Below are 25,967 nucleotides of genomic sequence, written 5' to 3' on the forward strand. Positions count from 1 at the left end.
CCGGCCGCCGTGCCGCTGTCGGCGCCGCCATCGGCCAGCGCCCGGCCGCCCGGCCCGCCGCCCAGGCTGGTCACCTCGCCCATGCCCACCGGCGAAGCCGCCATCTTCAATATGGACGGCCTGATGCGGGTGATGGGCCGGGACGCCAAGGGCCGCGCCGCCATGTTCAAGATGGTGCGCGGCGCCATCGAGGGCGGCATGGAGCCGCTGGACCAGGCCGCCGCCGCCCTGCAGGAGGGCCGGCTGCGCGACGCCGCGCGCGCCTTCCACAGCCTGCGCGGCGCGGTGGGGGTGCTGGGCGCCAAGCGCCTGATCCAGGCCACCATCGCGGCCGAGGACGCCATCAACGGCCAGCGCGAGGAAGAGCTGGACGAGCGCTACCGCGAGGTGCGCGCCGAACTGGAACAAACCCTCACCCACGCCCGCGCCTGGCTCGAACGCGAACAATCCTGAGCCGATCGCCTCTTTAAATCATATTGATAATAATTCGCATTTACGTTTTGCCATTTTGTTGTTACAATCTTTCCCATTCTTTTACTCACATTTACGAACGGAAAGAAGCAAATGGCAATGATCAAGAGTCGCAAACATGCGCAGACGCGCTTCAATCAACACATGAGCGCGGCGCTGGCCGCCATGCTGCTGCCGGTCGCCGCCCACGCCGCTGACGCCCCTGCCGCGCCGGACGCCGCCGACAAGCCGCAAACCTTGCAGGAAGTGCAAGTCAACGGCAGCCGCGAGAACGACTTCAAAGCCGAACGCGCCTCTTCCGCCAAGTACACCGAAAAACTGGTCGACACCGCCCAGACCCTGACCGTCATCAAGAAGGAACTGATCGAGCAGCAAGGCGCCACCACCCTGACCGAGGCGCTGCGCAACACCCCGGGCGTGGGCGCCTTCTTCCTGGGCGAGAACGGCTCCACCAACACCGGCGACGCCATCTACATGCGCGGCTTCGACGCCTCGTCCAGCATCTACGTGGACGGCGTGCGCGACGTCGGCTCGATCTCGCGCGACACCTTCAACATTGAACAGATCGACGTGCTGAAGGGCCCGGCCGGCACCGACAACGGCCGCTCCTCGCCGACCGGCTCGATCAACCTGGTCAGCAAGCAGCCGCTGCTGGAAAACGCCTACAGCGGCTCGGCCACCTTCGGCAGCGGCAAGCAGCGCCGCGCCACCGCCGACATCAACACCGTGATCGATGCCGACAGCGGCACCGCCTTCCGCCTCAACCTGCTGGACCAGGACAGCGAAAACCCGGGCCGCGACTTCGTCAAGAACAAGCGCTGGGGCGTGGCGCCATCGCTGGCGTTCGGCCTGAATTCGGCCACCCGCGTCTACCTGAACTACTTCCACGTCAAGCAGGACAATATTCCCGACGGCGGCGTGTTGACCATCGGCCTGCCGGGCTGGACCCCGCCGCCCGACATCGCCGCCGTGCCGGCCACCGCCACCAGCCCGGCCAAGCCGGCCAAGAGCTTCGCCTTCATGGCCAACGCCGCGCCGGTCGATCCGCACAACTTCTACGGCTCGGTGCTGGACCACGACAACGTGAAGGCCGACATGGCCACCGTGAAAGTCGAGCACGACTTCGCCGGCGGCGCCAAGCTGGTCAACACCACCCGCTACGGCAAGACCAAGCAGGACTACCTGCTGACCTCGTTCATGGCCACCAACGCCAACCTGAACGCCAACACCGCCAGCACCGGCGCCGACAACTGGACCCTGGCGCGCACCAACCTGACCACCAAGGATCAGCTGAACGAAATCCTGACCAACCAGACCACCCTGACCGCCGACTTCAGCACCGGCGCGCTCAGGCACACCGTGGTGGGCGGCGTCGAGCTGACCAACGAGAAGCAGACCAACTACTCGTACGTAAACACGGCGCCAGCCGCCACCGCCGGCCTGCCGGCGACCAGCATCTACCACCCGAACCCGAACACGCCGATCAGCTCCGCCCAGGTCAACCTGAAGCGCAGCGGCGGCCGCAGCGACGGCACCACCAACACCCAGAGCGTGTACGTGTTCGACACTATCAAGTTCGGCGACCAGTGGATCTTCAACGGCGGCGTGCGCATCGACCACTACAACACCACCTACAACGCCATCACCGTGCAGGCCGCCACCACGCCGCAAGTGATCCCGGTCGGCACGCTGGTGGGCAGCTCGATCGAAGCGTCGGACAACCTGGTCAACGGCAAGCTGTCGGCCCTGTACAAGCCGACCAAGGACAGCAGCGTGTACGCGCTGGTGGCCTCGTCGAAAGCGCCGCCGGGCGGCACCAACTTCGCCCTGAGCACCTCGGCCAGCAGCGCCGCCAATCCGAAGTTCGACCCACAGGAAACCACCAACTACGAGCTGGGCACCAAGTGGGACCTGCTGGGCCAGAAACTGTCGCTGTCGGCCACCGCCTTCCGCACCGAGGTGAAGAATGAGGTGGAGCAGGACCCGGTGGACGCGCTGTACTACCAGACCGGCAAGAAGCGCGTGCAGGGTATCGAGCTGGGCGTGACCGGCGAACTGATGGCCAAGTGGCTGGTGAGCGCGGGCTATGTGCACCAGAACACCAGCGTCGAGTCGGGCAAGATCGTCACCGCCGGTGGCGACAACCAGCTGACCTACACGCCCAAGCAATCGTTCACCCTGTGGACCTCGTACACCCTGCCGTTCGGCCTGCAAATCGGCGGCGGCGCGCGCTTCAGCGACAAGCTGGCACGCGGCACCGACGGCGCCGTCGGCACCCCGGCCTACGCCAACTCGTACTGGGTGTTCGACGCCATGGCCTCGTACCCGATCAACAAGCACATCGACCTGCGCCTGAACGTGTACAACCTGGCCGACAAAGAATACGTGCAAGCGATCAACAAGTCGGGTTATCGTTACACGCCTGGCGCACCGCGTTCGGGCAGTCTGACGGCCAACTTCAAGTTCTAAGCACCGGTTACGGTTCCGGTACGCTGGCCCCGCCCTGACCGGCGGGGCTTTTCGTTTTCAGGAGAGTTTCATCATGATGCTGCATATTCCCGGCGTACTGACGCCCGAACAGGTGGCCGACATGCGCCGCCGGCTGGACCAATCGCAATGGGTGGACGGGCGCGCGACGGTGGGCCCCCAGGGCGCCAAGGTCAAGCAGAACCGCCAGCTGCCGGATACTTCGCCGCTGGGGCTGGAGCTGGGGCAGGTGATCTTGCAGGCGCTGGCCGACCACCCGCTGTTCTTTGCCGCCGCGCTGCCGCTGCGCACCATCCCGCCGCTGTTTAATTGCTACGCCGGCGGCGAGCACTACGGCGCGCACGTGGATGGCTCGATGCGCCGCATTCCGGGCAGCGGCCAGTGGGTGCGCACCGACGTGTCGTCGACCCTGTTCCTGAGCGATCCGGACGAGTACGACGGCGGCGAGCTGATCGTCACCGACCAGTACGGCGAGCACGAGGTCAAGCTGCCGGCCGGCGACCTGATCCTGTACCCCTCGACCAGCATCCACCGGGTGCAGCCGGTGACGCGCGGCGCCCGCATCTGTTCCTTCTTCTGGACCCAGAGCATGGTGCGCGACGACCTGCGCCGCGGCATGCTGCTGGAACTCGACCAGAACATCCAGAGCCTGCGCGCCAAGGTCGGCGACAGCCCGGAAATGGTCGGCCTCACCGGCCTTTACCACAACCTGCTGCGCCAGTGGAGCGAAGTGTGAGTTGTTGCAACGGCGCACAAGTAAGTTTCTAAAATGTTATAGAACGGCGTTTTAACATCCGGCTGGGGGTAACATGCTTTCCCTAAGCCAATGTTTCTTCAGCCAGATTGTGAACCCAGCCGACCGCCTCCGCAGCTTCCTGCTTTTGCTCTTTTTCCAGTCCTGCCAGGCGCAGGCGGCCACCAGTCCGGAACAGGACGAGCTCAGCGCCATGCCGCTGGAACGCCTGATGGAAGTCACCATGGTGACCTCGGCCTCGCGCTTCGCCCAGCGCGCCAGCGACGCGCCGTCGGCGGTGGCGGTGCTGACCTCGCAGGACGTGCGCGAGCATGGCTGGCGCACCTTGGGCGACGCCCTGGCCACCCTGCCGGGCCTGTACGTGTCGAGCGACCGCAACTACGACTATCTGGGCGCGCGCGGCTTCCTGCGGCCGGGCGACTACGACAGCCGCTTCCTGCTCCTGATCGACGGCGTGCGCGTCAACGACAGCGTGTACGACCAGGCCTCCATCGGCAGCGACAGCCTGGTGGACATGGATCTGGTGGAGCGCATCGAGTACGTGCCCGGTCCCGGCGCGGCGGTGTATGGCTCCAACGCGCTGTTCGGCGTGATCAATGTGATCACCAAGGCCGGCAGCGCCATGAGCGGGCCGCAGGCCGGGCTGTCGGTCGGCGGCAAGGGCGAGCGGCGCGGCCACGCCAGCTATGGCTACCACGCGCAGGACGGCACCGATGTGCTGTTCTCGGCCTACGCCAGCAAGCGCCGCGGCGACAATCTGTACGCCGCCGAATTCGACACCCCCGAGCAAAACCACGGCCTGGCCGAAGGGCTGGACTACCAGCGCGCGCAGGGCGTGTTCCTCAAGGCCAGCCACGGCGGCTGGGGCTTCAGCAGCGGCTACGTCAACCGCGTGAAAGGGGTGCCGACCGCGTCGTTTGGCGCCGTCTTCAACGCCCCCAACTACACGCGCGACACCCAGAGCTTCGCCAGCCTGTCCTACAGCGCCATGGCCAGCGAGCAGGTCGCGCTGTCGAGCCGGGCGGAATGGGGCCGCGCCGATTACACCGGCGTCGGCTGGTACCCGGACCCGCAAGGCCGGCCGCGCCAGAATGTCGATGGCGACCACGCCATGTGGTACGCGCTCAACCTGAACGCCACCCTGACCGGCATCGGCGGCCACAAGCTGGCGGTCGGGCTGGATGCGCAACGCAATGCCCGCCGCGACCAGTTCAACTTCGATCTGGACCCGCGCGAGGAACAGCTGGACGATCACCGCGCCGACAACCGCCTCGGCGCTTACCTGGAGGACGAGCTGCGGCTGGCGCCCACGCTGCTGCTGAACGCCGGCCTGCGCTTTGACCGCGACGGCGTCAGCGGCACCCACTTCAGCCCGCGCACCGCGCTGGTGTGGCAGGGCGGCGCCATCGATACCTTCAAGCTGATCTACGGCACTGCCTACCGCTCGCCGAACGCCTACGAATCCTATTACGCGGTGGGCGTGGGCGAGGGCGGCCTGGCCGCCAACCCGCGCCTGCGCGCCGAGGAAATCTCCACCCACGAGCTGGTGTGGGAGCGCCAGCCCGATGCCTACACCAAGCTGTCGCTGTCGGCCTACCATTACCGCATGTCCGGCCTGATCACGCAAATCCTGCGGCCCGACGGCTTGCTGATGTTCGACAACACCGAGCGCGCCGCCGCCAATGGCATCGAACTGGCGGCCGAACGCCTGTTTGCCGGCGGCACCCGGCTGCGCGCCAACTACGCCTGGCAACAGGCGCGCGACGGCAAGCGCGCGTGGCTGGTCAACTCGCCGCGCCACCTGGCCAAGCTCAACGCCACCTGGCCGCTGCCGGGCGAGGCGCTGCGGCTGGGCATGGAGGGCCAGTGCGTGTCGCGCCGGCTGACCGAGAACGCGGTGGTCGCCGGCTATTGCGGCTGGAACCTGACACTGGTGCCGGCGCAGCGCCGCAACGCCGGGCTGGACTGGTCGATCAGCGTCTACAACGGCGGCAACCACCGCTACGCCGATCCGGCCGGGCCGGCCTTTGTGCAGGAGGCGATCGCGCGCGAGGGGCGCAGCGTGGTCGCCAAGATCGGCTATGCGTTCTGATCGCCCCTCCCGCGCGCGGTGGCTGTGCCGCGGCGCGGCGCTGGCCCTGCTGACGCTGGCGCGCCCGGCCGGCGCGCAGTCCGACGACGCCGCGCTCAAGGCCGCCTACGTCTACAACATCGCGCAGTTCACGGTGTGGCCGGCCGCCACCCGGCCGCTGAACGTGTGCGTCAGCGGCGGCCACGCGCTGGGGCAAAGCTTGCGCAAGTTGCAGGGCAAGCCGGTCGGCGAGCGCCGGCTGGCGGTGCTGGACGCCGGCCCCGGCGCGCAGTGCGACGTGACCGTGCTGCGCGGCGGCGGTCCCCGTCCCGCCGAGCTGGGCAGCGGCACCCTGGCCATCGTCGACGAACCCAAAAGCGGCTACGCCGGCGCGGTGGCCCTGGTGGAGGAAGACCAGCACCTGCGCTTTGATATCGATACGGCAGAGGCGGCGCGCGCCGGCCTGCATTTCAGCTCGCGCTTGCTGCGGCTGGCAAGGAATGTCCGATGAAACGCAGCACCGATCCCAGCCCCCTGCCCATCGCCAGCGCGCTGGGCACCAGCCAGACCATCGCCGCCGTGGCCGCGCTGGTGATCGCCGGCGTGGTGCTGATCGCCTACCAGTTGCTGGACATGCGCCACTCGCTGACCGAAGGCGCGCGCGTGCAGGCCGCCATCGTGGCCGACAGCGTGACGGCGCCGCTGATGTTTGGCGACCGCGACGCCGCCCGCGACGTGCTGCGCGCCTTCCGCTACGCGCCCGGCCTGGAGGCGGTGGGCATCTACGACCAGGAAGGCAAGCTGTTTGCCGAGTTTTCCTACCCGGGCCATCACCTGCCGCCGCAGCCGCCCGGCGCCAACCACCAGCCGGACGGCGCGGTGATGGTGACCGAGACCGTACGTCATCGCGGCGTCGTGCTGGGCCAGACCGTGCTGCTGACCAGCACCGGCAAGCTGCGCGCCGCCATGCTGCGCTACCTCGGGCTGCTGACCGTGGCGTCGCTGCTGGCCATGCTGGTGGTGACCATCCTCAGCCGCAAGACGCGCGCGCGCATGGCCGCCGCCGAGCGCAAGCTCGACTACATGGCCCACACCGATCACGTCACCCGGCTGCCCAACCGCCATTCCACCTACGCCCGGCTGGCGGTCGACCTGGAGCAGGCGCGCGCCGGCGGCCAGCAACTGGCGCTGCTGCTGGTCGACCTCGACAACTTCAAGCTGGTCAACGATACCGCCGGCCACACGGCCGGCGACGAATTGCTCCAGCAAGTGGCGACCGCGCTGGTGGGCGCGGTGCGGCCGGGCGACCTGGTGGGCCGCATCGGCGGCGACGAGTTCGCCATCATCGTGTGGCCGGTGGCCGACCGCGCCATGGCGCTGGCGGTGGCGGCCAAGGTCACGCAGACGCTGCAACGGCCGTTCCAGCTGGAATCCGGTGAATTCTTTGCCACCGCCAGCGTCGGCCTGTGCCTGTATCCGGACGACGCCCTCACCATGAGCGAACTGGTGAGCAGCGCCGACACCGCCCTGTACCACGCCAAGCACGGCGGCCGCAACCGCCTGGCCGAGTTCGTGCCGGCCATGACCGCCGCCACCCAGCGCCGGGTCGCGCTGGAGCGCGAGCTGCGCCAGGCCATCGCCGAGCAGCAGCTGGCCTTGCACTACCAGCCGCAGTTCGATTGCGCCAGCGGCGCGCTGGTGGGGGTGGAGGCGCTGCTGCGCTGGCGCCATCCCGAGCACGGGCTGATCTCGCCGGCCGAATTCATCCCGATCGCCGAGGACAGCGGCCTGATCGTGCAACTGGGCGGCTGGGTGCTGCACCGCGCCTGCCAGGACGTGATGGCGTGGGACCGGGCCGGCGCGCCGGCGCTGACGGTGGCGGTCAACATGTCGGCGCGCCAGCTGCGCGAGCCGGGCTTCATCGACGACGTGATGCGTGCCCTGGCGCTGAGCGGGCTGGCGCCGGAGCGGCTGGAGCTGGAGCTGACCGAAAGCGTGCTGATGGAGGACGTCGCCGGCGCGGTGGCCTTCATGCAGGCGGCGCGGGCGCTGGGCGTGCGGCTGTCGATTGACGACTTCGGCACCGGCTATTCCTCGCTGGCCTACCTGCAAAACTTCCCGATCAACCAGCTCAAGGTCGACCGCAGCTTCGTGCAACTGCTGCCGCAGCGCGGCGAAACCGTGATCCACGCCATCCTGGCGCTGGCGCACGGCTTCGGCCTGTCGGTGGTGGCCGAAGGGGTGGAAGACCAGCGCCAGCTGGACTGGCTGCGCGCGGCCGGCTGTGAAATGGTGCAGGGCTTCCTGCTGGGCAAACCGATGCCGCCGCAGGATTTTGCCGCGCGCTACCTGAGCCCGGTGGGCTAAGCAAATTCCCAGCGGCAAGGCGGAGTTGTTTATACTCGCCGCCATGACAACGACTCAAGTTCCGGCCCGCATTCGCGGCCGCCAAACCCTGACGCTGGCGCTGCTGGTGGTGGGCGGCGTGATCAACTACCTCGACCGCGCCACGCTGGCGGTGGCCAATGAATTCATCCGCGCCGACCTCGGCCTGTCGCTCGGGCAGATGGGCTTGCTGCTGTCGGCGTTCTCGTGGAGTTATGCGCTGTGCCAGCTGCCGGTGGGGGCGCTGGTCGACAAGATCGGACCGCGCTGGCTGCTGGGCATCGGGCTGGTGGTGTGGTCGCTGGCACAGGCGGCCGGCGGACTGGCGGCCAGCTTCGGCTATTTCGTGCTGGCGCGCATCGCGCTCGGCATCGGCGAGGCGCCGCACTTCCCCTCGGCGGCGCGCGCGGTCAGCAACTGGTTCCCGCCGCGTGCGCGCGGCACGCCGACCGGCATCTTCAATTCCGCGTCGCCGCTGGGCATGGCGCTGGCGCCGCTGTGCCTGCCGCCGCTGATCCTGGCCACCAGCTGGCACTGGGCCTTCTTCGTCACCGGCGCGCTGGGACTGGTGATGGCGGTGGTGTGGCTAAGCCTGTACCGCGATCCGGTGCGGGCCGACATGAGCGCCGACGAGCGCGCCTATCTTGAAGTGGCCGACGGCGGCGCGGCCGCGCCGCCAACCAGCTTTGCCGCCTGGCGCGCGCTGTTCCGCCATCGCGCGACGTGGGGCATGATGCTGGGCTTCTTCGGCTCGGTGTATCTGAATTGGGTTTATCTGACCTGGCTGCCGGGCTACCTGCGCGCCGAGCGCCATATGGACCTGGCCTACGCCGGCATCGCCGCCGCCATTCCGTTCCTGTGCGGCTTCGCCGGCGCGCTGGTGGCGGGCTGGGCGTCGGACCGCGTGGTCAAGGCCGCGACTTCGCCGATCACCGGCCGTCGCAACGCGGTGGTGGCGACCATGCTGGGCATGGTGGCGTTCACCATCCCGGCGGCGCTGGTGGAAAGCAATGTGGTGGCCGTGGCCTGCATCTCGATGGTGATCTTCCTGGCCAACGCCTCGTCGGCCTGCGCCTGGTCGCTGGCGACGGTGGCGGCGCCGCCCAGCCGCATCGCCTCGCTGGGCGCGATCCAGAACTTCGGCGGCTTCCTCGGCGGCGCGCTGGCGCCGGTGCTGACCGGCTACATCGCCCAGAGCTGGTCCTTCGTGCCGGCCCTGCTGACCGGCGCCGCCATCGCCTTCGCCGGCGCCATGGCGTACCAGCTTCTGGTGAAGCAGCCGATTCCGGAATAATCACACAGGCGCCGGCCGCTTACTGTACCGGCCCGGTGAGCCGGTCGCGCATCTTGCGTGTAATCGAGGCCGCTTTGGTGACGATGCGCTCACACAGCACGCGGTGGTTATGGTCCAGCGACGGCAGCACTTCCGCCGCGGCCGCAGGCACGGCGGCCAGAACCTGCTCCGCCATGTCCGTTCCGGTCTTGCGCAGATAGCGATGGCCGATGCCGAGCTCCCGGGCCGGGGCCACCGTCCTGCTCGTATTTCACGTCCGATTTCTTGCCGAGCAGCTGGCAAAAATCGGCCTGCCAGATGCGCAGCAAGCGGCCGTCAGCCTGCCTCACCCTGTCGTAGCGTTGCACCAGGCAGGCCTGCGTCTCGGGCTGGTAGGACGCTCTGGCGACAGGCAAACCGCATCGGTGCGCGGCCAGCATCATGATGGTTTCGTTCACTGCGGAGGCGAACACGTTGATATCCGTGCGGACGATATCCGGCTTCAGAATGTGGGTCGATGGCGAACTGCCCATGGGACGGGATGGCGCGCCGTTGTCGTCCACAGCAGCAGCTTGTGCTGCGCGCCCGAGATTGACATGCGCGGTGCGGGCATGCCTTCCGCCGCGCGTTCGATCGCCGCGCGCTCCGCCGCGTTGACTCCGCTATGGGCCAACACATTCACTTGCTGCCACGTCAGTTGCTGATAAATGGGCGGCTGCGGTGTTTCGCCTTCTGGCAGCAGGACCATCGACCCCGCGCTTTCGCCGCCCACTTTCGACAGCAGGCCGTACACCGTCGAGACCTGTTCGCGCATGCTGATCAGCTTGCGCTGGTCGCCCTCGGGGAGCAGGTTTTCGAAGAAGGCGGCGACGAACGCGGAGTCCACGCGCCCCGCCGCCAGCGGAATGGCAGGGTGCAGCGGGAGCGCGTTGGGACTGTTAAGCCAGGCTTCGCAATAGTCAAAGCCCAAGGGATCGCTGGGATAAAGCGTGCCGATCTGTCCATCGGGGCCAAACACGGAAAGCGCGGCAGGCAGGCCATCCATGGTCAAATTTTCCTGACCTGTAACTCCAGGCCCAGTAATTGGAGCACTTCGATGACCTTTTGCATCTGCACGGTTTCCTTGCCCCGTTCCAGATCGATGATAAACCGGTTGCCGAAGCCGGCGAGGCCCATGACATCTTCCTGCGTCATGTTCTGCTGCTTGCGCACCTGGGTCGGGATCAAAGGCCGTAAGTCTTTGATTCAGAAGTACCTCTCCATACCCTGAAAGTTGGTCGGTGCGTTCCTGATCTGGCAGGGACTCGCTGCGCCAATAATAAAGTTGGTCGGGGCAACGACAGCTAGCTAACTAGGGGGCCGTGTCAACAAGCATTATGTGCGCGCTGGCTCAGCAAGTTCTCTTAATCGCGACACTAAGCAGTAAGGCAATCAAAGCTACGGCCAGCGGCGCAAACGATACCAGAAGAACCGTATCCCAGCCATACACTGAAAGTAGGCCGCCAGATGCAAAGGAGCCAACCGCCATCGTGCTGAAAACCAAAAAATCATTGAGCGTCTGCACACTGGTTTTTTCCTCCGGCCGATGGCACTCAAGAACCAATGCCGATGCGCCAACGAAGCCGAAATTCCACCCGATTCCCAGCATGATGAGACTCAGCCAGAAATGCCCAACATCGATGCCCGCCAGGCCCACAACGGCAGATAGGGCGGTCATTAGCAAGCCACTTGATATAACCGGGACGGCGCCAAAACGGCTAATCAACCTGCCAGTGAAGAAGCTCGGCGCGTACATCGCGATCACATGCCATTGCACGCCAAGATTAGCCTCCTCCTGCGAATGTCCGCACATCTGCATTGCCAAAGGCGCAGCCGTCATCAGGAAGTTCATCAACATATAGGTGACCGCTCCGCACACGACGGCGGTGGCAAACAACGGCTGCTTGGCGATAACCCGAAGTGGACGACCGAGGACTCGTTCAGAGCTGGAAACATGAGGTAGCCGCACGCCTTGTAGTATCAGACCGGCCAGCACCGCTACAGTAGCCTGTGCCAAGAAGGTGGCTGCAAACTGGTGCGCAGGCCATACGTGCAGTGTGGCGGTGACCAGTTGAGGACCGATGACGCCGGCCGCAACACCGCCGCCCATGACGAACGACAATGCGCGTGGCCGCCTGCTGGCATCGACACCATCCGCAGCCGCGAAGCGGAATGACAGCACTACCGCAGCGTAACCGCCGCCGAACAGCATCCCCAGACAAAACAGCCAGAATGAGCTGATCACCACGGCCAGGGCCGCCAGCAAACCGACCAAGACACCACAAATGGATCCGGCAAGAAACGCCGCGCGCCGCCCATACCGTCGTGCCAACATGCCGGCCGGGAGAATACACAGCGCCATGCCGACCACGAAAACAGAGATCGGCAAGGTAGCCAATGATTTATCGGGGGCGAGTTGATTGCCGATGATCGCACCGGTGGCATACGCCACCACGGAGTTGGCGCCCGCCAGCGCCTGCGCCGTGGTTAGACGCATGATGTTGCCGCGCTGTGTAGTTGCGGAAAGCATGGGGGGATTTGTATCAATCAATGGGAATTTCCTTGGGTGGCGGCATGGTCAGCACCATGCGGAATTTGACGTCGCCTGAACGCATACGTTGATAGGCTTCTGTCGCTCGTTCCAGCGGCAATGTTTCAATCCACGGCCGCACATGTGTGAGGAGGCTGAACCGCAGCGTTCTTTCATTTTCTTTAGGTGTGCCAGTGATCGAGCCCGTCACTGTCCGTTCGCCACCGACCAGGAAGCCAGTCGACAGCGTGAGCGGATCTTTACCCGCCCCGAGCACTACAAGTGTTCCCTGCGGCGCTAACCCTCCGATCAACGTCGATAAGACCGCTGGGCTGGCAGCAGTGGCAATGATGGCGGCAGCACCACCCAAGCCCTTGAGTGCGTCGGCCGCATCCCCGCGTTGAATATCGACATATTGGTGGGCACCAAGTGCGATTACGTCTTGCACAATGTCCTGGCCGCGGCCAAGAGCGACGACTTGATATCCCATATTGCGCGCATATTGCAGCGCCATGTGGCCAAGCCCACCAATGCCGAAGATCGCCACGATGTCCCCCGGCTCGGCACCGCATTTCTTCAAGGCGTTGAACGTGGCGAGACCGGCGCACAGTATAGGCGCCGCTTCGTGTGGTGCCAGGTCGTCTGGTATCGACACCAAACCAGTGGCGCGGGCCAACATGGCTTCCGCATAACCGCCGTCGCAGGAAGCGCCGACGAATAGCTGGTTGCGGCATAGATTAAATGCGCCATCGCGACATTGTTCGCAGTAACCACAATGGCCGCCCAACCGGCCAACCCCGACCCGCTGCCCAAGCGACCAGATTGGCGGAACGTCCGCGCCCAGAGCCGCGATTCTGCCGACAATTTCATGCCCTGGAACCCGTGGCGGCTGTATCGTGGGATCATACGATTCTATGTCCGCTGCGTCCGCACCACAGATGCCGCACGCTTCAACACGTATCAGCACTTCACCTCTGCCGGGTTGTGGCAGCGGGCGCTCAACCAATTCCAGCTTGCCTGGTGAGCTCACCTGCATCGCCCGATAGCGCGCCGTCATTTGCCCCGCTCCGAAAAATTCAGCGTCTCGATCGCGCGGTCGGCTGCTTCCACCGCACCTGCCAAGTAGCCTGGGAACTGTGGCGACCACTCACTGGCGATACCGCGCAGGCAGCCGAGCCAGTCACCCTCGACGATCACTGCCGGCGGTGTCATAGGATGCTGTGCCTCCGCAATCTGGTCGCGGGACGTGGCAGTCAGCGAATCTAGCGCCCAATCCTGAATAACATCGGCTCTCGGCGCTGCCCCTTGTTGCCCAAACAGTCGGGCGAGCTGAGCGCGGCAGTGGTCGCGCAGCACGTCGTTGCCTGCACGTACACGTGCCTGAACAGGGATGCGGAAGAATCCAAACAGCGCCGCCGCGCCACCTGGCATCGATGCATCATGAATTTCGCCCAGCACGCCAACTGCACTACGCGCCTCGCCCGATAGTCCCTGTTCGCGCCAGAACGGTTTGTCGTAGACGGCAAGATATTTGGCATGCGGCGCCATCCATGTGGCGGTGTCACGCCAAGTGCGCGCCACTGCAGCTGGCAATGCCGGAACGAATTCGATGCCCTCTTGCACCAATCTTGGGGGGATTGCCAATAGAAGATGACGTGCGCGCCAACTGCTGGTGCTACCGTCGGTATCCTGACAGGCAATCTCAATGAAATCAGCGTGCTTACTGGCCCGGCGAACTTTTACGCCGGTGCGGATGCAGGCTGGATTGAGATTGGCACGTAATGCCTCGGTTATCGCGCTCATCCCTCCCTGAAGCCGCATGGACTGCGGTGAACTGGCGTAGCCTGCCGTCCGCATCGGCGCCTCGCCAGGGAACCGCTCATACATCATTTCACCTTGCTCATGCTGGGCAAAACTGGCCAACCCCAGTTCGCTCACCAGTTGGGCCAGTTGCGGCTGATACTCGGGCCAGTACCATGCCGGCCCCAAGTCAAAGCCGGCGTTGCCGTCCGGCGTCGCGAACGATTGGATGCGCCCACCAAGCCTGGCGCGCGCTTCCAACACGACATAATTTTGTATGCCCCTGCGCTCCAGCAGCCAAGCCGCATACAGTCCGGCAAGGCCGCCGCCAGCGATAGCGTACTCCACCTCTTGCATAATTAATTCCCTCCAGCCAAGCCGTCAAGGTGGCCGGTTTTCATATAAACGGTCGCGCCTTGCTTGCCAGCGGTGATGTGATATTGGTTGTCAGGCGGAATCCGAATCCAGCCCCCGACTTGGTAAGTTTCTGCGTCTTCGCTGACGTCACCAGCTAGCACAAGAATCTCGGCGCCGTCGCAGGCCGGCTCTAGTAAACGCTCGCCGGCCTCCAAACGTATGAGGCGTACTAATTCCGCTCCGTCGTCAAACAGCGTACACCGCTGATGACCGCCGATACGGTCCCAGAGTGTTGGATCGTTGCTGTTAATACGGATGCGCGGTTGATTCTGATACCGCATCTGCCCGAGTTTGACGAAGATAATGGCGCCTTCTGCACTGTGCGGTTCATGACTGGAGCCAGGCGGATTACGCAGGTACCATCCCGTTGGATAATCCACCGCGCCCTCGGAGAACGTCCCGGATAGCACCAGAATTTCCTCGCCGCCGGGGTGCTGGTGACAAGGGAATTTAGATGATGGGGCATAGCGAACAATGCTGGTCGCGCGAGCCTTCTCACCGCCGATACGGTCGAGCATCACACGCTCGACACCAGCCTGTGGCGACGCAATCCATCGGTATTGACCGGTCTTCATCGAAGCACGGCGAGAAAAATCTGCATTGATCAGCATGGGGATATCCGGGAGAAACGAACGCAGGCGGCCGGTTGGCCGCCTGCGTGGTCAAACAAATTTACTTGGCAGGCAGTTGCTGGAACGCTTCCACCACACGCGAGGAGTACACCAGCGCTGCACCGGCATTCAGGGCGACAGCGACGCTCAGCGCTTCCGAGATTTCTCCCAGCGTAGCACCTGCCTCTGCGGCTTTCTTGGTGTGTACCGAGATACAGCCATCGCAACGGGTCGTTACTGCTACCGCCAGCGCGATCAGTTCATGCATCTTCGCGTCCAGATGACCCGTTTTGGCGGCAGCGCCGTCGATCACTGACAGGCCCCGCAGCACGTCCGGTGTTTGCTTGGCGAAGTCGCCAACACGCTTCATCAGGGAGTCGCGATAAGTATTCCAGTCTTGCATCATGGTTTCATCTTCCTTTTATTGATTTAAGCGACCTGATAAACCCGCACTTCGGGTGCAGCGTCCAGAAGTGGTTTCAGCGCGGTGACGACATCGGCATTGAATAACTCGCTCTGGAGATACGCGACAGCGTCCGCCTCGGTTACAAAACCATGCAGCACTTGTACGTCCTCAGTGCGCACCAGCAGTTCTTTCGATTTCGCCCCTGATACGGTGCTGAGGAAAGGCGCTTTGTATTGCTGGTAGACGCTTGCCGCAGCTGCACGATTAGCCTCGCTGACCTTCAGTGTGATTTGCAGATAAACCATGGTCGCTCCTTTATCAGTTCGAATCAGTTACGGCCGGCCATTACGCCGCCATCAACATCCCAGTTCGCACCGGTGACCCAGCTAGCTTTGTCCGACAGCAGGAAGGCCACCACTTCAGCGACGTCTTGTGGCGTGCCAACGCGGCCAATCGGGTGGAAGCTGTTGAAGCCTTGCAACGCAGTATGCACTTCCGCCTTGGGGATGAAGCCTTCGTAGATCGGCGTCTGCACCACCGCTGGCGACACCGCATTCACACGGATATGCTTCGGCGCCAGTTCCATGGCCAGATGCTGCGTCAGCGAATGCAGGCCGGCTTTGGCCATCGAGTAGGCCGACGACGGCGTAGCGGCAATCGCCTGTTTTGCCCACATGGAGCCGATATTCACGATTGCGCCCGGCTTGTCTTTCGCGACCAGGTTGGCCGCCACTTTTTGCGTGATGAAGAAGGTGGCCTTGTTCAGCTTCATGTACATCTCGTAATCGGCTTCGGCATGTTCCAGGAATGGTTTCGGGAAGAACACACCAGCTGCGTTGACCAGCAGGTCGATGTCCGCATGCTGTTCATCGATGACTTTGAGCAGCTGCGCCAGCCCTTCAGCGCTCGACAGGTCAGCGGTCAACGCCCACACCTGGCCTAGTGCCGACAGCTCTTTACGTGCTTCTTCCGTTTTTTCTGGACGGTTGCCAACGATCACAGCGCTACCGCCTTCTTTCAGGACGGTACGTGCCGACTCAAAGCCCATGCCGCTAGTACCGCCAACCACCAACAGCTTTTTGCCCTTGAATTGCTCGCTCATCTTTTTTCCTTTAACCGCATAACCAGTATATAAATAAAAACTTCATGGTCTCTGACCGCACATTCTCTTGGTCGATACATGAATCCGTTTGATGGGATGGAGTTTGCGCCCGCGACAAAGAAATAACAAACGAGATAAAATGTCTGCCATTGAAAGAAAAACTTTGCATGCATGAAAATCCCCGTCCATCTCAATGCCCTGCGTGCCTTCGAGGCCAGTGCCCGCCATCAGAGTTTTTCGGCTGCGGCTGCGGAACTGAACGTAACCCCGGCAGCAGTTGGTCAACTTGTCCGCACCTTGGAGGATTGGTTGGGGGCGCCGCTGTTTCACCGTGCTGCTGGCGGCCGGGCGAGACTGATACCGACAGAAGCAGCGGAGCGCGCATTGCCTGAGATCCGTGCCGGATTCGATAGATTGGTTTTGGGGATGGAGCGGCTAAAGGAAGGATCGATGAGCGGCGTGCTGACCGTCACTATCAGTCCGGCATTTGCAGCCAAATGGCTATTGCCGCGTATCGACCGTTTTCAAGCGGCCTGTCCTGACACCGACGTCCGGCTGGATACAAATCTCAAGGCTGTAGATTTCGTATCGCAACGCATCGATATCGGTGTGCGTTACGGTCTGGGAAGCTGGCCAGGTTTAATCGCTGACAAGCTGATGGACGAGGAGGTCTACCCGGTATGTTCTCCTGAGATGCTGCATAGAAAAGGCCGTCTCACAGATCCAACGGACCTAGAGCACGAAACCCTGATTCATGACTTGTCAATGGACGGACATGCTGGTTTTCCGACCTGGGCGGCATGGATAAAAAAAGCGACCGGCCTGAACATTAGCGGCTCACGAGGCATGAAGATCAATAATTCCGCAGCCGTGCTGCAGGCCGCTGTAGAAGGGCACGGGATTGCGCTAGCGCGCAGTGTCATGGCGCGTGACGATCTTGCGTCGGGCCGACTAATCCGTCTCTTCAGCGAAATCAGTTTTCCGTCGCCGCTGGCTTATTACGTCATCTATCGCGCTGAATGCGCGGGTCTTCCAAGAATTCGAACCTTCCGCGATTGGTTAATTCAAGAAGCCAGCGATATACATTCGTAACAATTTTTTTATCTGCAATGTGAAGAATTACTGTTCGCGGTAGTGGTCTTGCACTCCGACCAACTTTATTCGAGCCCGACCAACTTTAATAGCTATTGTCAGTCCTGATCAGAGCAAATAAAGTTGGTCGGACTGCCGTCTGGTAACTCGTTGATTTTACTGGCAGCGCGCGGGTCGCAAAGTTGGTCGGGAACCGCCGCTCTCCTCGCCTCAGTGTGACGTTTAGAATAAAGTTGGTCGGTGGATTCCCCCTCAGTGCCTTTACATCATCACCTGCCCGATGACGAGGTAGGCTGCAATGACAATCATGGCGATCCCAGAAAATTGGCTGACTCGCCGCGCTGCCTCCGGTCGTGTTCGTAATATGAACTTCGAGCCAATGCCAACCACTGAGTAGACCACTGCACAATTAATGATTTGCACTGCGCCCATCGCCGTGATCTGAGTGGGAATCGACCAGCTATTCGAGACTGATGTGAATTGGGGCAAAAGCGCCAAGAACAGCAGAAGTGCCTTGGGATTGATACCGCTAATCAGGAAGCCGCGACCAAACCATCCAGCCCAAGTAGCGTTCGCTTCTTCCACGGCTGCATTCGGAACAACAGGATGGCGAAGCACGCCTACACCCAACCATACTAGGTACGCTGCACCAATAACGGTCAGGGCAGTAAGGACGGATGGAACGCTCGACACGAGCGCACCAACCCCAGCAGCGACGACCAGTGTGATCAAAAGGTATCCAGACAGCATACCCAGCACTGCAGGACCGATTGCGCGTTGGCGCATTCCCGCTGAAATGGCATATGCCCAGTCCGCACCCGGCGTCATTACAAGGGAAATCGAAACCACCCAGAAAGCAAACAACATGCTTATTGCCACTTGATTACTCCTCACTTCGTAGCGTTGTACGCAAAGTAGTCATGGTACCGATTCATACTAAGGAAGTGCTCTCTAATTCTTGCAGTATTTAATCGCATGTTGGTAGAATTTACCAAATGGATGCCATTGACCGAAAGATTCTTGCCGAACTTCAAAAAGACGGAAGAATTTCCGCTACCGAACTTGCTAAACGGGTAGGGCTGAGCTTATCTCCCTCCCACCGTCGTGTGCAGCTGCTAGAGGACGCTGGCGTGATCAGCGGATATCGAGCGACGATTGACCCACAGGCCGTAGATCTGAGGTTTTCGGCCATCATCTTCGTTACTCTTAAGGAAACCAGCAGCAGCAGTGTCCTGCGGTTCGAGACCGCGTTGTTCGACATCCCAGAAGTCATTAGTGCGCAACGATTATTTGGCGATCCCGATTTCATGCTCCATGTCGTGACACAAGATCTCGATGCGTTTCGAACGCTCTACGATAAAAGCATCTCAGCTTTACCTGGCGTACTCAGACTAAATTCCACTTTGGTCATGAAAAACATCTTTCAGGATCGTCCTCTACCACTATGATCGGTAGATCGAAGCCGCGACCAATCGCGAAAGCGAAGCAGAAGGGAGCGAAGGAGGTTTGGAGCAAGGCATCGAGCAAGGCCCAGAGCAAATTCCTTTTCCTTCGCCCTGCCTTACTCACTATGGACAGCGGGCGGAATAAAGCGCTACGACCAACTTTATTCGAACCCGACCAACTTTATTAGCTCTAATCAATTCGCGCAATCAGCGACCTTGTCTCGCTGCGTGACCTGATGAAAAAGGGCCGGTTCAAAAAACCGGCCCTTTTAGTGACTTATCGCCTGGCGCACGGTGTCACACTTTATTCCTTGGTGTCACACTTTATTCCGCGTACACAGTAAAAACTTACCGCTCCATCAGTTTTACTCCACCGTCACCGACTTGGCCAGGTTGCGTGGCTTGTCGACGTCGGTGCCGCGCGCCAAGGCGGCGTGGTAGGCCAGCAGTTGCAGCGAGACCACGTGCAGGATTGGCGACAGCAGGCCATAGTGTTCCGGCAGGCGGATCACGTGCAGGCCTTCGCCCGAGGTGATGCGCGAGTCGACGTCGGCAAACACGTACAGTTGGCCGCCGCGCGCGCGCACTTCCTGCATGTTCGATTTCAGTTTTTCCAGCAGCACGTCGTTCGGCGCGACGGTGACCACCGGCATTTCCTCCGTCACCAGCGCCAGCGGGCCGTGCTTCAGCTCGCCCGCAGGATAGGCCTCGGCGTGGATGTAGGAAATCTCTTTCAGCTTGAGCGCGCCTTCCAGCGCGATCGGGTAGTGCATGCCACGGCCCAGGAACAGGGCGTTTTCCTTGCGCGCGAAATCTTCGGCCCAGGCGATGATCTGCGGCTCCAGCGCCAGCACCGCCGAGATCGCCACCGGCAGGTGGCGCATGGCTTTCAGGTGCCCGGCTTCTTCCTCATCGCTGAGGCGGCCGTTGACTTGCGCCAGCGACAGGGTCAGCAGGAACAACGCGGCCAGCTGGGTGGTGAAGGCTTTGGTCGAGGCCACGCCCACTTCCACGCCGGCGCGGGTGATGTAGGCCAGTTTGCATTCGCGCACCATGGCGCTGGTGGCCACGTTGCAGATGGTCAGGGTGTGTTCCATGCCCAGGCTGCGCGCGTGTTTCAGGGCCGCCAGGGTGTCGGCGGTTTCGCCGCTTTGCGAGATGGTCACCACCAGGGTGTTCGGGTGCGGCACGCTGTCGCGGTAGCGGTATTCGGAGGCGATCTCGACGTTGACCGGCACCTTGGCCACCGATTCGATCCAGTACTTGGCGGTCAGGCCCGAGTAGTAGCTGGTGCCGCAAGCCAGGATCAGCACGCGGTCGATCTGCTTGAAGACGTTGTAGGCGCCATCGCCAAACAGCTCGGGCATGATGCCGGTGACGCCTTCCAGCGTATCGCCGATCACGCGCGGCTGTTCGAAGATTTCCTTCTGCATGTAGTGACGGTATGGGCCCAGCTCGGCCGCGCCGGTGTGGGCGTGCACGGTTTTCACTTCACGCTGGACTTGCTTGCCGTTGCTGTCGACCACCCAGACGCGGCCCAGTTGCAGGTCGACCACGTCGCCTTCTTCCAGATAGATGATCTGGTCGGTGGTGCCGGCCAGCGCCATGGCGTCCGAGGCGACGAAGTTTTCGCCATTGCCCAGGCCGACGATCAGCGGCGAACCCTGGCGCGCGGCTACCACGCGGTGCGGCTCTTCGCGGCAGAACACGGCGATGGCGTAGGCGCCGGTCAGGCGTTTGACGGCTTGCTGCACGGTGTCGAACAGGTCGCCGTTGTACATGTGGTCAACCAGGTGGGCGATCACTTCGGTGTCGGTCTGGCTCTGGAACACGTAGCCGAGCGCGGTCAGTTCGGCGCGCAGTTCGTCGTGGTTTTCAATGATGCCGTTGTGCACCAGCGCGATGCGCGCCTGTTCGGTGGTCGGCGAGAAGTGCGGGTGGGCGTTGTGCGAGGCCGGCGCGCCGTGCGTGGCCCAGCGGGTGTGGGCGATGCCGGTGAAGCCTTGCAGATGGGCTTCGTTGATTTGCTTTTCCAGGTCGGCCACGCGCGAGGTGCTGCGTGAGCGTTGCAGCTGGCCGTCCACGTGCAGGGCAACGCCGCAGGAATCGTAGCCGCGGTACTCCAAGCGCTTCAGGCCTTCGAGCAGGATGGGGGTGATATTGCGTTGCGCTACCGCGCCGACGATGCCGCACATAGACTTACCTCATGAATTTGTTGAGAAAGCAATCGTAGATCAGTGACTATGAAATATGCTTTCTAGTTCTCATCAAATTTGGCATAAAATTTCATCACACCCACCACATGAAATATTATTTCGTAAAAGCCAAATGGATGAAATAGATCGTCGCATTCTCAATGCGCTGCAAATTGATGCTTCTCAAACCAACGCCGAATTGGCTGCGGCAGTGCACGTCTCGCCACCAACTTGTTTGCGCCGGGTCAAGCATTTGCGGGAAACCGGGGTGATCCAGCGCCAGGTGGCCATTGTGGCGCCGGAAAAAGTTGGCGCCAGTCTGACCGCGCTGGTGGAAATCTCGCTGGATATCCAGGCCGCTGAGCGCATGGCCGAGTTTGAAGCGCTGGTGGCCAGCGAAGCGGCGGTACTGCAATGCTATCGCGTGGCGCCCGGGCCGGATTTTGTGTTGGTGGTGCAAGTGACGGACATGCCGGCCTATCACGCGCTGGCGCACCGGGTGTTCACCAGCCACGCCAATGTGCGCAATGTGAAGGCGTATTTCTCGACTTTCCGCAGCAAGTTCGAGACGCGCATTGCAGTCTGAGCGAAGTTATCCCGGCTTATCCTGTACTTGTACCGGGCTTATGCACCCGCTTATCCCTGCGGTACACACAGGCTTAGTCACAGGTTTTTCCACAAGCTGAGTACATCGCAGTGCTGAGTTCGCCGCAGAATAACTTATCCCGCGCTTACCCCCTGATACTCCACAGATTTATGCACATAGGTTTCACTACGAAGAAGGTTATACGCAGTTATTCAAGCTTATCCAAGGCTTACTCAGGCACTTACCCACAAAGTTATGCACATTTGCTAAAAACCGTGGCGTCAACAGTAAATCAAATACTTCACAGCTGTATTTTTTATTTATCCACCTGTTTTCCCTGCCTTACCCCACGTTTACGCACAAGCTTATCCACAAAAAAAATGGCGCCCGCAGGCGCCATTTTGGTTCCAGCTGACTCAGCTTACTTTTTGATTTTCACTGGACGGGTCCAGTTTTCGATGGTGACCTGGCGCGGACGCGATACCGTCAGCTTGCCGGCCGGCGCATCCTTGGTCAGGGTGGTGCCGGCGCCCAGCGTCGCGCCCTTGCCGACCGTGACCGGCGCCACCAGCTGGCTGTCGCTGCCGATGAAGGCGTCGTCTTCGATCACGGTGCGGAACTTGTTGGCGCCGTCGTAGTTGCAGGTGATGGTGCCGGCGCCAATGTTCACGCGCGAGCCAATGGTGGCGTCGCCGATGTAGGCCAGGTGGTTGGCCTTGCTGTGCGCGGCCACCTGGCCGTTCTTGATCTCGACGAAGTTACCCACATGCACATCCTCGGCCAGCACGGTACCCGGACGCAGGCGCGCATACGGACCGATGATGGAAGCGTCGCCCACCACCGCTTCTTCGATGTGGCAGAACGGCTTGATCTGGGCACCAGCCAGGATGCGGGCGTTGACGATCACGCTGTGGGCCCCGACGTGCACGCCGTCGGCCAGCTCGACCTTGCCTTCGAACACGCAGCCGACGTCGATGGTCACATCGCGGCCGCAGATCAGCTCGCCACGCACGTCGATACGGGCCGGGTCCATCAGCGTCACGCCACGCTCCAGCAGCTGGTTGGCGATGTTGCGCTGGTGGATGCGTTCCAGCTCGGCCAGCTGCACCTTGCTGTTGACGCCAGCCACTTCCCACACCGCCGACGGCTGGGCCGACACCACCGGCACGCCATCGGCCACCGCCAGCGCGACGATGTCGGTCAGGTAGTACTCACCTTGCGCGTTTTCATTCTTGATCGCGCCCAGCCACTGTTTCAGGCGTTTGGTCGGCACCACCAGGATGCCGCTGTTGATTTCCTTGATGGCGCGTTCGGTTTCGCTGGCGTCTTTTTGCTCGACAATGCGCACTATGTGGCCATTCTCACGAACAATCCGGCCCAAACCGGTAGGATCATCCTGTACCACGGTCAGGATGCCCAGCTTGTCGCTACCGGCCGCGTCGATCAGCGCTTGCAGCGAGGCGGCGGTGGTCAGCGGCACATCGCCGTACAGGATCAGGGTAGGGACGTTGTCGTCCAGTTCCGGCAGCGCCTGCATCACGGCGTGGCCGGTGCCCAGCTGCTTTTCCTGGAAGGCGGTGGCGACTTGTTCAGGCTGCCTGGCCAGCAATTCCTGCACGGCAGCGCCTCCGTGGCCGTAAATCACGCATAATCGGCTGGCGGACAGGCTGCGCGCCGTGTCCAGCACATGCTGCAACAGCGGCTTGCCCGCCAGAGGATGTAACACTTTCGGCAGCGCGGACTGCATGCGCTTGCCCATGCCGGCTGCAAGGATAACGACGTTCATAGAGGTGCCAAGTTAAAAGAGTGTATAAATGTCAAAGTCTAACATGCCCATTCCAGGCCGCCGCACGCTGCACGGCCTGTTTCTGATCGCGCTGCTGGCGCTGCTGAGCGCGTGCAGTTCGCTGCGCCTGGCTTACAACCATGGCGACACGCTGCTGTACTGGTGGATTGATGGCTACGTCGATCTCAACACCGATCAGAAAGGCTGGGTCAAGAAAGACATCGACGAGCTGTTCCGCTGGCACCGCAAGACCCAGCTGCATGACTACATGCAGATCCTGCAAACAGCGCAGCGCCAGCTGGCCGCCGGGCCCACCCAGGCCGACCTCGAAAGCGACTACGACGAAATCAAGAACCGCACCCAGCTGCTGCTGTTCAAGGCCTTGCCGGAACTGGCCGACCTGGCGCGCTCGCTCCAGCCCGACCAGATCGCCGCGCTGGAACGCAAGTTCGCCGCCAACAACGCCGAGTTCCGCAAGAAGAATATGAAGGGCGACCGGGAAGCGCAGCAAAAGTTCCGCTATCAGAAGTCGATGGAGCAGTTCGAGCTGTGGTTCGGCAATTTCACCTCGGAGCAGGAGGCGCAGATCCGCAAGGCGTCCGACGCCCGCCCGCTCGACAACGAGCTCTGGCTGGACGAGCGCCAGCGCCGGCAAAAAGCCATCCTGAGCGCGGTGCGCAAGGTGCAGCAGGAAAAGCTGGGCAAGGACGCCACCATGGCGCTGTTGCACACGCTGATCAAGGACGCCTTCGACCGCATGGAGCAGCCATCCGAGCGCAAGGCCTTTTTCGACCAGGCCGAGGAGGGGAACATCCAGCTGATCCTGACCGTGATCCGCCTCGCCACGCCGGCCCAGAAAGCCCACGCTACCAAGCGCATGCAGGGCTGGATCGACGACTTCAAGCAGCTGGCGGCGGAGCAACGCTAGCCCCGCCGTGGTATGATGGCCTGTTGAATCAATGACTTAGAACACAGCCTCATGCCAAGAAAGCCCGTCAGCAAGCCCGCCAAACCAGCCAAAGTCCCGGTCCACGGTCCCCAGCACGCCAATCAGGTGCGCATCATCGGCGGCCAGTGGAAGCGCACGCCGCTGCCGGTACTCGCCGCGCTGGGCCTGCGGCCGACGCCGGACCGCGTGCGCGAAACCGTGTTCAACTGGATCAACCACCAGCGCGACGGCGACTGGGCCGGCGCCCAGGTGCTGGACCTGTTTGCCGGCAGCGGCGCGCTCGGCTTTGAAGCCGCCAGCCGCGGCGCGCGGTCGGTAGTGATGGTCGACAGCAACACCCAGGTGGTGCGTCAGCTGGACGACATCAAGGCCAAGCTGAAAGCCGACAACCTCACCATCACGCGCGGCGACGCCGTGGCCAGCGCGCAGTCGGCCGCCGCGCGCGGCCAGCAATTCGACCTGATTTTCCTCGATCCGCCCTACCAGCAGGGCTTGCTGGAGCGCACCCTGCCGCTGTGCAGCAAATTGCTGAAGGCGGGCGGGCTGGTGTATGCGGAATCGGGGCTGGCGCTGGAGTTCGCCGAGGGCGAAACTCCGGAATGGCTGCTACACTGGGACATCATCCGGGCCGACAAGGCCGGGATGGTGTTTTATTATTTACTAAAATACCAAGGCTAATTGCCGTTAAAACAGCGCCAAGTGCTGGCAACTGGCTTTTTTAGGGCATAATGCGCGTTCTATATTGGTGCACTGCAAGGAGCCGCAATGGTAGTAGCTGTTTATCCCGGAACGTTCGATCCGCTGACCCGTGGTCACGAAGATCTGGTGCGCCGCGCATCCGGCCTGTTCGACACGCTCGTCGTCGGCGTGGCCGACAGCAAGAACAAGAAACCGTTCTTCTCGCTGGATGAACGGCTGGAAATTGCCAATGAAGTGCTGGGCCATTATCCCAATGTGCGGGTCGAGAGCTTTTCCGGCCTGTTGAAGGATTTCGTGCGCGAGCACGACGCCCGCGTGATCGTGCGCGGCCTGCGCGCCGTGTCCGACTTTGAGTACGAGTTCCAGATGGCGGGCATGAACCGCTATTTGTTGCCGGACGTCGAAACCATGTTCCTGACGCCGTCCGACCAGTATCAATTTATCTCCGGCACCATCGTGCGCGAAATCGCCATGCTGGGCGGGGATGTGTCCAAATTTGTGTTCCCCTCGGTCGACCGTTGGCTGCAAAAGAAAATTGCCGCCACCCAGGCCGGATAAGCGAGTTCTGCCATGGCCTTAATGATTACCGACGACTGTATCAATTGCGATGTTTGCGAGCCCGAGTGCCCGAACGATGCGATCTACATGGGCGCGGAAATTTACGAAATCAATCCGGACAAATGCACCGAGTGCGTCGGCCACTTCGACGAGCCGCAGTGTCAGCAAGTGTGTCCGGTGAGCTGCATTCCCTTCCATCCCGAACACCGGGAAACCAGGGACCAGCTGTTCGCCAAGTACGAAAAGCTTCAAGCCGGCAAGGCCTGAGAAGCCAAAACAGCGCAAAATAGCATGACCGTGCGGCCAACTGC

Annotated in this window: 28 protein-coding genes; 14 read left to right on the plus strand and 14 right to left on the minus strand. The window is 62.2% G+C overall.

Annotation, left to right across the window (positions count from 1 at the left end):
• From GM676_RS15670 to GM676_RS15700, 7 genes are all read left to right on the plus strand, one after another.
• Positions 1-453, plus strand: a 453-nt coding sequence (locus GM676_RS15670) for an Hpt domain-containing protein (RefSeq protein WP_170304307.1), incomplete at its 5' end; no start/stop codon positions are given.
• Positions 454-564: 111 nt separating this feature from the next.
• On the plus strand, positions 565-2,940 hold the full coding sequence (locus tag GM676_RS15675; protein WP_155464639.1) for a catecholate siderophore receptor Fiu: 2,376 nt from the start codon (positions 565-567) through the stop codon (positions 2,938-2,940).
• Between the two features lie 73 nt (positions 2,941-3,013).
• Complete coding sequence (locus GM676_RS15680) at positions 3,014-3,694, plus strand: Fe2+-dependent dioxygenase (RefSeq protein WP_155464641.1); 681 nt, start codon at positions 3,014-3,016, stop codon at positions 3,692-3,694.
• Between the two features lie 109 nt (positions 3,695-3,803).
• Complete coding sequence (locus GM676_RS32605) at positions 3,804-5,804, plus strand: TonB-dependent receptor plug domain-containing protein (RefSeq protein ID WP_371866257.1); 2,001 nt, start codon at positions 3,804-3,806, stop codon at positions 5,802-5,804.
• Entirely contained in the window at positions 5,794-6,294 is a 501-nt protein-coding gene (locus GM676_RS15690) for a YfiR family protein (protein ID WP_155464643.1), read from the plus strand. The genes GM676_RS32605 and GM676_RS15690 overlap by 11 nt, the downstream gene beginning before the upstream one ends.
• Positions 6,291-8,150 carry a putative bifunctional diguanylate cyclase/phosphodiesterase gene (locus tag GM676_RS15695; protein WP_155464645.1) on the plus strand — a complete coding sequence of 620 codons (1,860 nt, stop codon included), beginning with the start codon at positions 6,291-6,293 and terminating at the stop codon, positions 8,148-8,150. Before GM676_RS15690 ends, GM676_RS15695 begins: the two co-directional genes overlap by 4 nt.
• Positions 8,151-8,193: 43 nt before the next feature.
• Positions 8,194-9,462 carry an MFS transporter gene (locus GM676_RS15700; protein ID WP_155464647.1) on the plus strand — a complete coding sequence of 423 codons (1,269 nt, stop codon included), beginning with the start codon at positions 8,194-8,196 and terminating at the stop codon, positions 9,460-9,462.
• Positions 9,463-9,481: 19 nt separating this feature from the next.
• Here GM676_RS15700 and GM676_RS15705 read toward each other — a convergent pair whose 3' ends face one another.
• The 11 genes from GM676_RS15705 to GM676_RS15755 form a co-directional block, all read right to left on the minus strand.
• The gene (locus GM676_RS15705; RefSeq protein WP_155464648.1) at positions 9,482-9,637 is read right to left on the minus strand and encodes a hypothetical protein; all 156 of its coding nucleotides are present in this window, start codon (positions 9,635-9,637) and stop codon (positions 9,482-9,484) included.
• Positions 9,570-9,974 carry a HipA domain-containing protein gene (locus GM676_RS32970; RefSeq protein ID WP_155464649.1) on the minus strand — a complete coding sequence of 135 codons (405 nt, stop codon included), beginning with the start codon at positions 9,972-9,974 and terminating at the stop codon, positions 9,570-9,572. The genes GM676_RS15705 and GM676_RS32970 overlap by 68 nt, the downstream gene beginning before the upstream one ends.
• Positions 9,944-10,486, minus strand: coding sequence for a HipA N-terminal domain-containing protein (locus tag GM676_RS15715; protein ID WP_155464650.1), 543 nt, complete (start codon positions 10,484-10,486; stop codon positions 9,944-9,946). The genes GM676_RS32970 and GM676_RS15715 overlap by 31 nt, the downstream gene beginning before the upstream one ends.
• Positions 10,487-10,488: 2 nt before the next feature.
• Complete coding sequence (locus GM676_RS15720; protein WP_371866265.1) at positions 10,489-10,653, minus strand: helix-turn-helix domain-containing protein; 165 nt, start codon at positions 10,651-10,653, stop codon at positions 10,489-10,491.
• 178 nt (positions 10,654-10,831) lie between these two features.
• A complete protein-coding gene (locus GM676_RS15725) occupies positions 10,832-12,010 on the minus strand; it encodes an MFS transporter (protein WP_155464755.1) in 1,179 nt (392 codons plus the stop codon).
• A gap of 13 nt (positions 12,011-12,023) precedes the next feature.
• Entirely contained in the window at positions 12,024-13,067 is a 1,044-nt protein-coding gene (locus GM676_RS15730; RefSeq protein WP_155464652.1) for an alcohol dehydrogenase catalytic domain-containing protein, read from the minus strand.
• Positions 13,064-14,167, minus strand: a complete 1,104-nt coding sequence (locus GM676_RS15735) for a flavin monoamine oxidase family protein (RefSeq protein ID WP_155464653.1) — start codon at positions 14,165-14,167, stop codon at positions 13,064-13,066. Before GM676_RS15735 ends, GM676_RS15730 begins: the two co-directional genes overlap by 4 nt.
• A gap of 2 nt (positions 14,168-14,169) precedes the next feature.
• Positions 14,170-14,838 carry a cupin domain-containing protein gene (locus GM676_RS15740; protein WP_155464654.1) on the minus strand — a complete coding sequence of 223 codons (669 nt, stop codon included), beginning with the start codon at positions 14,836-14,838 and terminating at the stop codon, positions 14,170-14,172.
• Positions 14,839-14,899: 61 nt separating this feature from the next.
• Complete coding sequence (locus GM676_RS15745; RefSeq protein ID WP_155464655.1) at positions 14,900-15,244, minus strand: carboxymuconolactone decarboxylase family protein; 345 nt, start codon at positions 15,242-15,244, stop codon at positions 14,900-14,902.
• A 23-nt stretch (positions 15,245-15,267) separates the two neighbouring features.
• Positions 15,268-15,549 (minus strand): hypothetical protein, encoded by a 282-nt coding sequence (locus GM676_RS15750; RefSeq protein ID WP_155464656.1) that lies wholly within the window; start codon positions 15,547-15,549, stop codon positions 15,268-15,270.
• 23 nt (positions 15,550-15,572) lie between these two features.
• A complete protein-coding gene (locus GM676_RS15755; RefSeq protein WP_155464657.1) occupies positions 15,573-16,346 on the minus strand; it encodes an SDR family NAD(P)-dependent oxidoreductase in 774 nt (257 codons plus the stop codon).
• A gap of 171 nt (positions 16,347-16,517) precedes the next feature.
• Here GM676_RS15755 and gcvA point away from each other — a divergent pair, with 171 nt between their 5' ends.
• Positions 16,518-17,438 carry a transcriptional regulator GcvA gene (gene gcvA / locus GM676_RS15760; RefSeq protein WP_155464658.1) on the plus strand — a complete coding sequence of 307 codons (921 nt, stop codon included), beginning with the start codon at positions 16,518-16,520 and terminating at the stop codon, positions 17,436-17,438.
• 261 nt (positions 17,439-17,699) lie between these two features.
• On the opposite strand, the gene GM676_RS15765 is transcribed toward gcvA, so the two are convergent.
• Positions 17,700-18,305: a LysE family translocator gene (locus GM676_RS15765; protein WP_155464659.1), complete on the minus strand. Its 606-nt coding sequence runs from the start codon at positions 18,303-18,305 to the stop codon at positions 17,700-17,702.
• 128 nt (positions 18,306-18,433) lie between these two features.
• Between GM676_RS15765 and GM676_RS15770 the strand changes: the two genes are divergently transcribed.
• Positions 18,434-18,886, plus strand: a complete 453-nt coding sequence (locus GM676_RS15770; protein ID WP_155464660.1) for an Lrp/AsnC family transcriptional regulator — start codon at positions 18,434-18,436, stop codon at positions 18,884-18,886.
• Between the two features lie 362 nt (positions 18,887-19,248).
• Here GM676_RS15770 and glmS read toward each other — a convergent pair whose 3' ends face one another.
• Complete coding sequence (gene glmS / locus GM676_RS15775) at positions 19,249-21,078, minus strand: glutamine--fructose-6-phosphate transaminase (isomerizing) (protein WP_155464661.1); 1,830 nt, start codon at positions 21,076-21,078, stop codon at positions 19,249-19,251.
• Positions 21,079-21,211: 133 nt separating this feature from the next.
• Between glmS and GM676_RS15780 the strand changes: the two genes are divergently transcribed.
• Positions 21,212-21,664 carry an Lrp/AsnC family transcriptional regulator gene (locus GM676_RS15780; protein WP_155464662.1) on the plus strand — a complete coding sequence of 151 codons (453 nt, stop codon included), beginning with the start codon at positions 21,212-21,214 and terminating at the stop codon, positions 21,662-21,664.
• Positions 21,665-22,085: 421 nt separating this feature from the next.
• Here GM676_RS15780 and glmU read toward each other — a convergent pair whose 3' ends face one another.
• Entirely contained in the window at positions 22,086-23,450 is a 1,365-nt protein-coding gene (glmU, locus tag GM676_RS15785) for a bifunctional UDP-N-acetylglucosamine diphosphorylase/glucosamine-1-phosphate N-acetyltransferase GlmU (RefSeq protein WP_155464663.1), read from the minus strand.
• 28 nt (positions 23,451-23,478) lie between these two features.
• On the opposite strand from glmU, the gene GM676_RS15790 reads away from it, so the two are divergent.
• The 4 genes from GM676_RS15790 to GM676_RS15805 all read left to right on the plus strand — a co-directional run bounded on the left by GM676_RS15790 (position 23,479) and on the right by GM676_RS15805 (position 25,923).
• A complete protein-coding gene (locus tag GM676_RS15790; RefSeq protein ID WP_229262716.1) occupies positions 23,479-24,378 on the plus strand; it encodes a DUF6279 family lipoprotein in 900 nt (299 codons plus the stop codon).
• A gap of 51 nt (positions 24,379-24,429) precedes the next feature.
• Entirely contained in the window at positions 24,430-25,077 is a 648-nt protein-coding gene (gene rsmD, locus GM676_RS15795) for a 16S rRNA (guanine(966)-N(2))-methyltransferase RsmD (RefSeq protein ID WP_155464664.1), read from the plus strand.
• A gap of 87 nt (positions 25,078-25,164) precedes the next feature.
• A complete protein-coding gene (coaD, locus tag GM676_RS15800; RefSeq protein ID WP_155464665.1) occupies positions 25,165-25,656 on the plus strand; it encodes a pantetheine-phosphate adenylyltransferase in 492 nt (163 codons plus the stop codon).
• Between the two features lie 12 nt (positions 25,657-25,668).
• Positions 25,669-25,923 (plus strand): YfhL family 4Fe-4S dicluster ferredoxin, encoded by a 255-nt coding sequence (locus GM676_RS15805; RefSeq protein ID WP_155464666.1) that lies wholly within the window; start codon positions 25,669-25,671, stop codon positions 25,921-25,923.
• Positions 25,924-25,967: the final 44 nt, after the last annotated feature.

The organism is Duganella radicis (genome assembly GCF_009720825.1).
Classification (GTDB): domain Bacteria; phylum Pseudomonadota; class Gammaproteobacteria; order Burkholderiales; family Burkholderiaceae_D; genus Rugamonas; species Rugamonas radicis.

Excerpts from the sequence above, each read along its gene's own strand:
- GM676_RS15675 (WP_155464639.1), top strand. The coding sequence starts at position 565 with ATGGCAATGATCAAGAGTCGCAAACATGCGCAGACGCGCTTCAATCAA.
- GM676_RS15680 (WP_155464641.1), top strand. The coding sequence starts at position 3,014 with ATGATGCTGCATATTCCCGGCGTACTGACGCCCGAACAGGTGGCCGAC.
- GM676_RS15690 (WP_155464643.1), top strand. The coding sequence starts at position 5,794 with ATGCGTTCTGATCGCCCCTCCCGCGCGCGGTGGCTGTGCCGCGGCGCG.
- GM676_RS15695 (WP_155464645.1), top strand. The coding sequence starts at position 6,291 with ATGAAACGCAGCACCGATCCCAGCCCCCTGCCCATCGCCAGCGCGCTG.
- GM676_RS15700 (WP_155464647.1), top strand. The coding sequence starts at position 8,194 with ATGACAACGACTCAAGTTCCGGCCCGCATTCGCGGCCGCCAAACCCTG.
- GM676_RS15705 (WP_155464648.1), bottom strand. The coding sequence starts at position 9,637 with ATGGCGGAGCAGGTTCTGGCCGCCGTGCCTGCGGCCGCGGCGGAAGTG.
- GM676_RS32970 (WP_155464649.1), bottom strand. The coding sequence starts at position 9,974 with ATGGGCAGTTCGCCATCGACCCACATTCTGAAGCCGGATATCGTCCGC.
- GM676_RS15715 (WP_155464650.1), bottom strand. The coding sequence starts at position 10,486 with ATGGATGGCCTGCCTGCCGCGCTTTCCGTGTTTGGCCCCGATGGACAG.
- GM676_RS15725 (WP_155464755.1), bottom strand. The coding sequence starts at position 12,010 with ATGCTTTCCGCAACTACACAGCGCGGCAACATCATGCGTCTAACCACG.
- GM676_RS15730 (WP_155464652.1), bottom strand. The coding sequence starts at position 13,067 with ATGACGGCGCGCTATCGGGCGATGCAGGTGAGCTCACCAGGCAAGCTG.
- GM676_RS15735 (WP_155464653.1), bottom strand. The coding sequence starts at position 14,167 with ATGCAAGAGGTGGAGTACGCTATCGCTGGCGGCGGCCTTGCCGGACTG.
- GM676_RS15740 (WP_155464654.1), bottom strand. The coding sequence starts at position 14,838 with ATGCTGATCAATGCAGATTTTTCTCGCCGTGCTTCGATGAAGACCGGT.
- GM676_RS15745 (WP_155464655.1), bottom strand. The coding sequence starts at position 15,244 with ATGATGCAAGACTGGAATACTTATCGCGACTCCCTGATGAAGCGTGTT.
- GM676_RS15750 (WP_155464656.1), bottom strand. The coding sequence starts at position 15,549 with ATGGTTTATCTGCAAATCACACTGAAGGTCAGCGAGGCTAATCGTGCA.
- GM676_RS15755 (WP_155464657.1), bottom strand. The coding sequence starts at position 16,346 with ATGAGCGAGCAATTCAAGGGCAAAAAGCTGTTGGTGGTTGGCGGTACT.
- gcvA (WP_155464658.1), top strand. The coding sequence starts at position 16,518 with ATGAAAATCCCCGTCCATCTCAATGCCCTGCGTGCCTTCGAGGCCAGT.
- GM676_RS15765 (WP_155464659.1), bottom strand. The coding sequence starts at position 18,305 with ATGTTGTTTGCTTTCTGGGTGGTTTCGATTTCCCTTGTAATGACGCCG.
- GM676_RS15770 (WP_155464660.1), top strand. The coding sequence starts at position 18,434 with ATGGATGCCATTGACCGAAAGATTCTTGCCGAACTTCAAAAAGACGGA.
- glmS (WP_155464661.1), bottom strand. The coding sequence starts at position 21,078 with ATGTGCGGCATCGTCGGCGCGGTAGCGCAACGCAATATCACCCCCATC.
- GM676_RS15780 (WP_155464662.1), top strand. The coding sequence starts at position 21,212 with ATGGATGAAATAGATCGTCGCATTCTCAATGCGCTGCAAATTGATGCT.
- glmU (WP_155464663.1), bottom strand. The coding sequence starts at position 23,450 with ATGAACGTCGTTATCCTTGCAGCCGGCATGGGCAAGCGCATGCAGTCC.
- GM676_RS15790 (WP_229262716.1), top strand. The coding sequence starts at position 23,479 with ATGTCAAAGTCTAACATGCCCATTCCAGGCCGCCGCACGCTGCACGGC.
- rsmD (WP_155464664.1), top strand. The coding sequence starts at position 24,430 with ATGCCAAGAAAGCCCGTCAGCAAGCCCGCCAAACCAGCCAAAGTCCCG.
- coaD (WP_155464665.1), top strand. The coding sequence starts at position 25,165 with ATGGTAGTAGCTGTTTATCCCGGAACGTTCGATCCGCTGACCCGTGGT.
- GM676_RS15805 (WP_155464666.1), top strand. The coding sequence starts at position 25,669 with ATGGCCTTAATGATTACCGACGACTGTATCAATTGCGATGTTTGCGAG.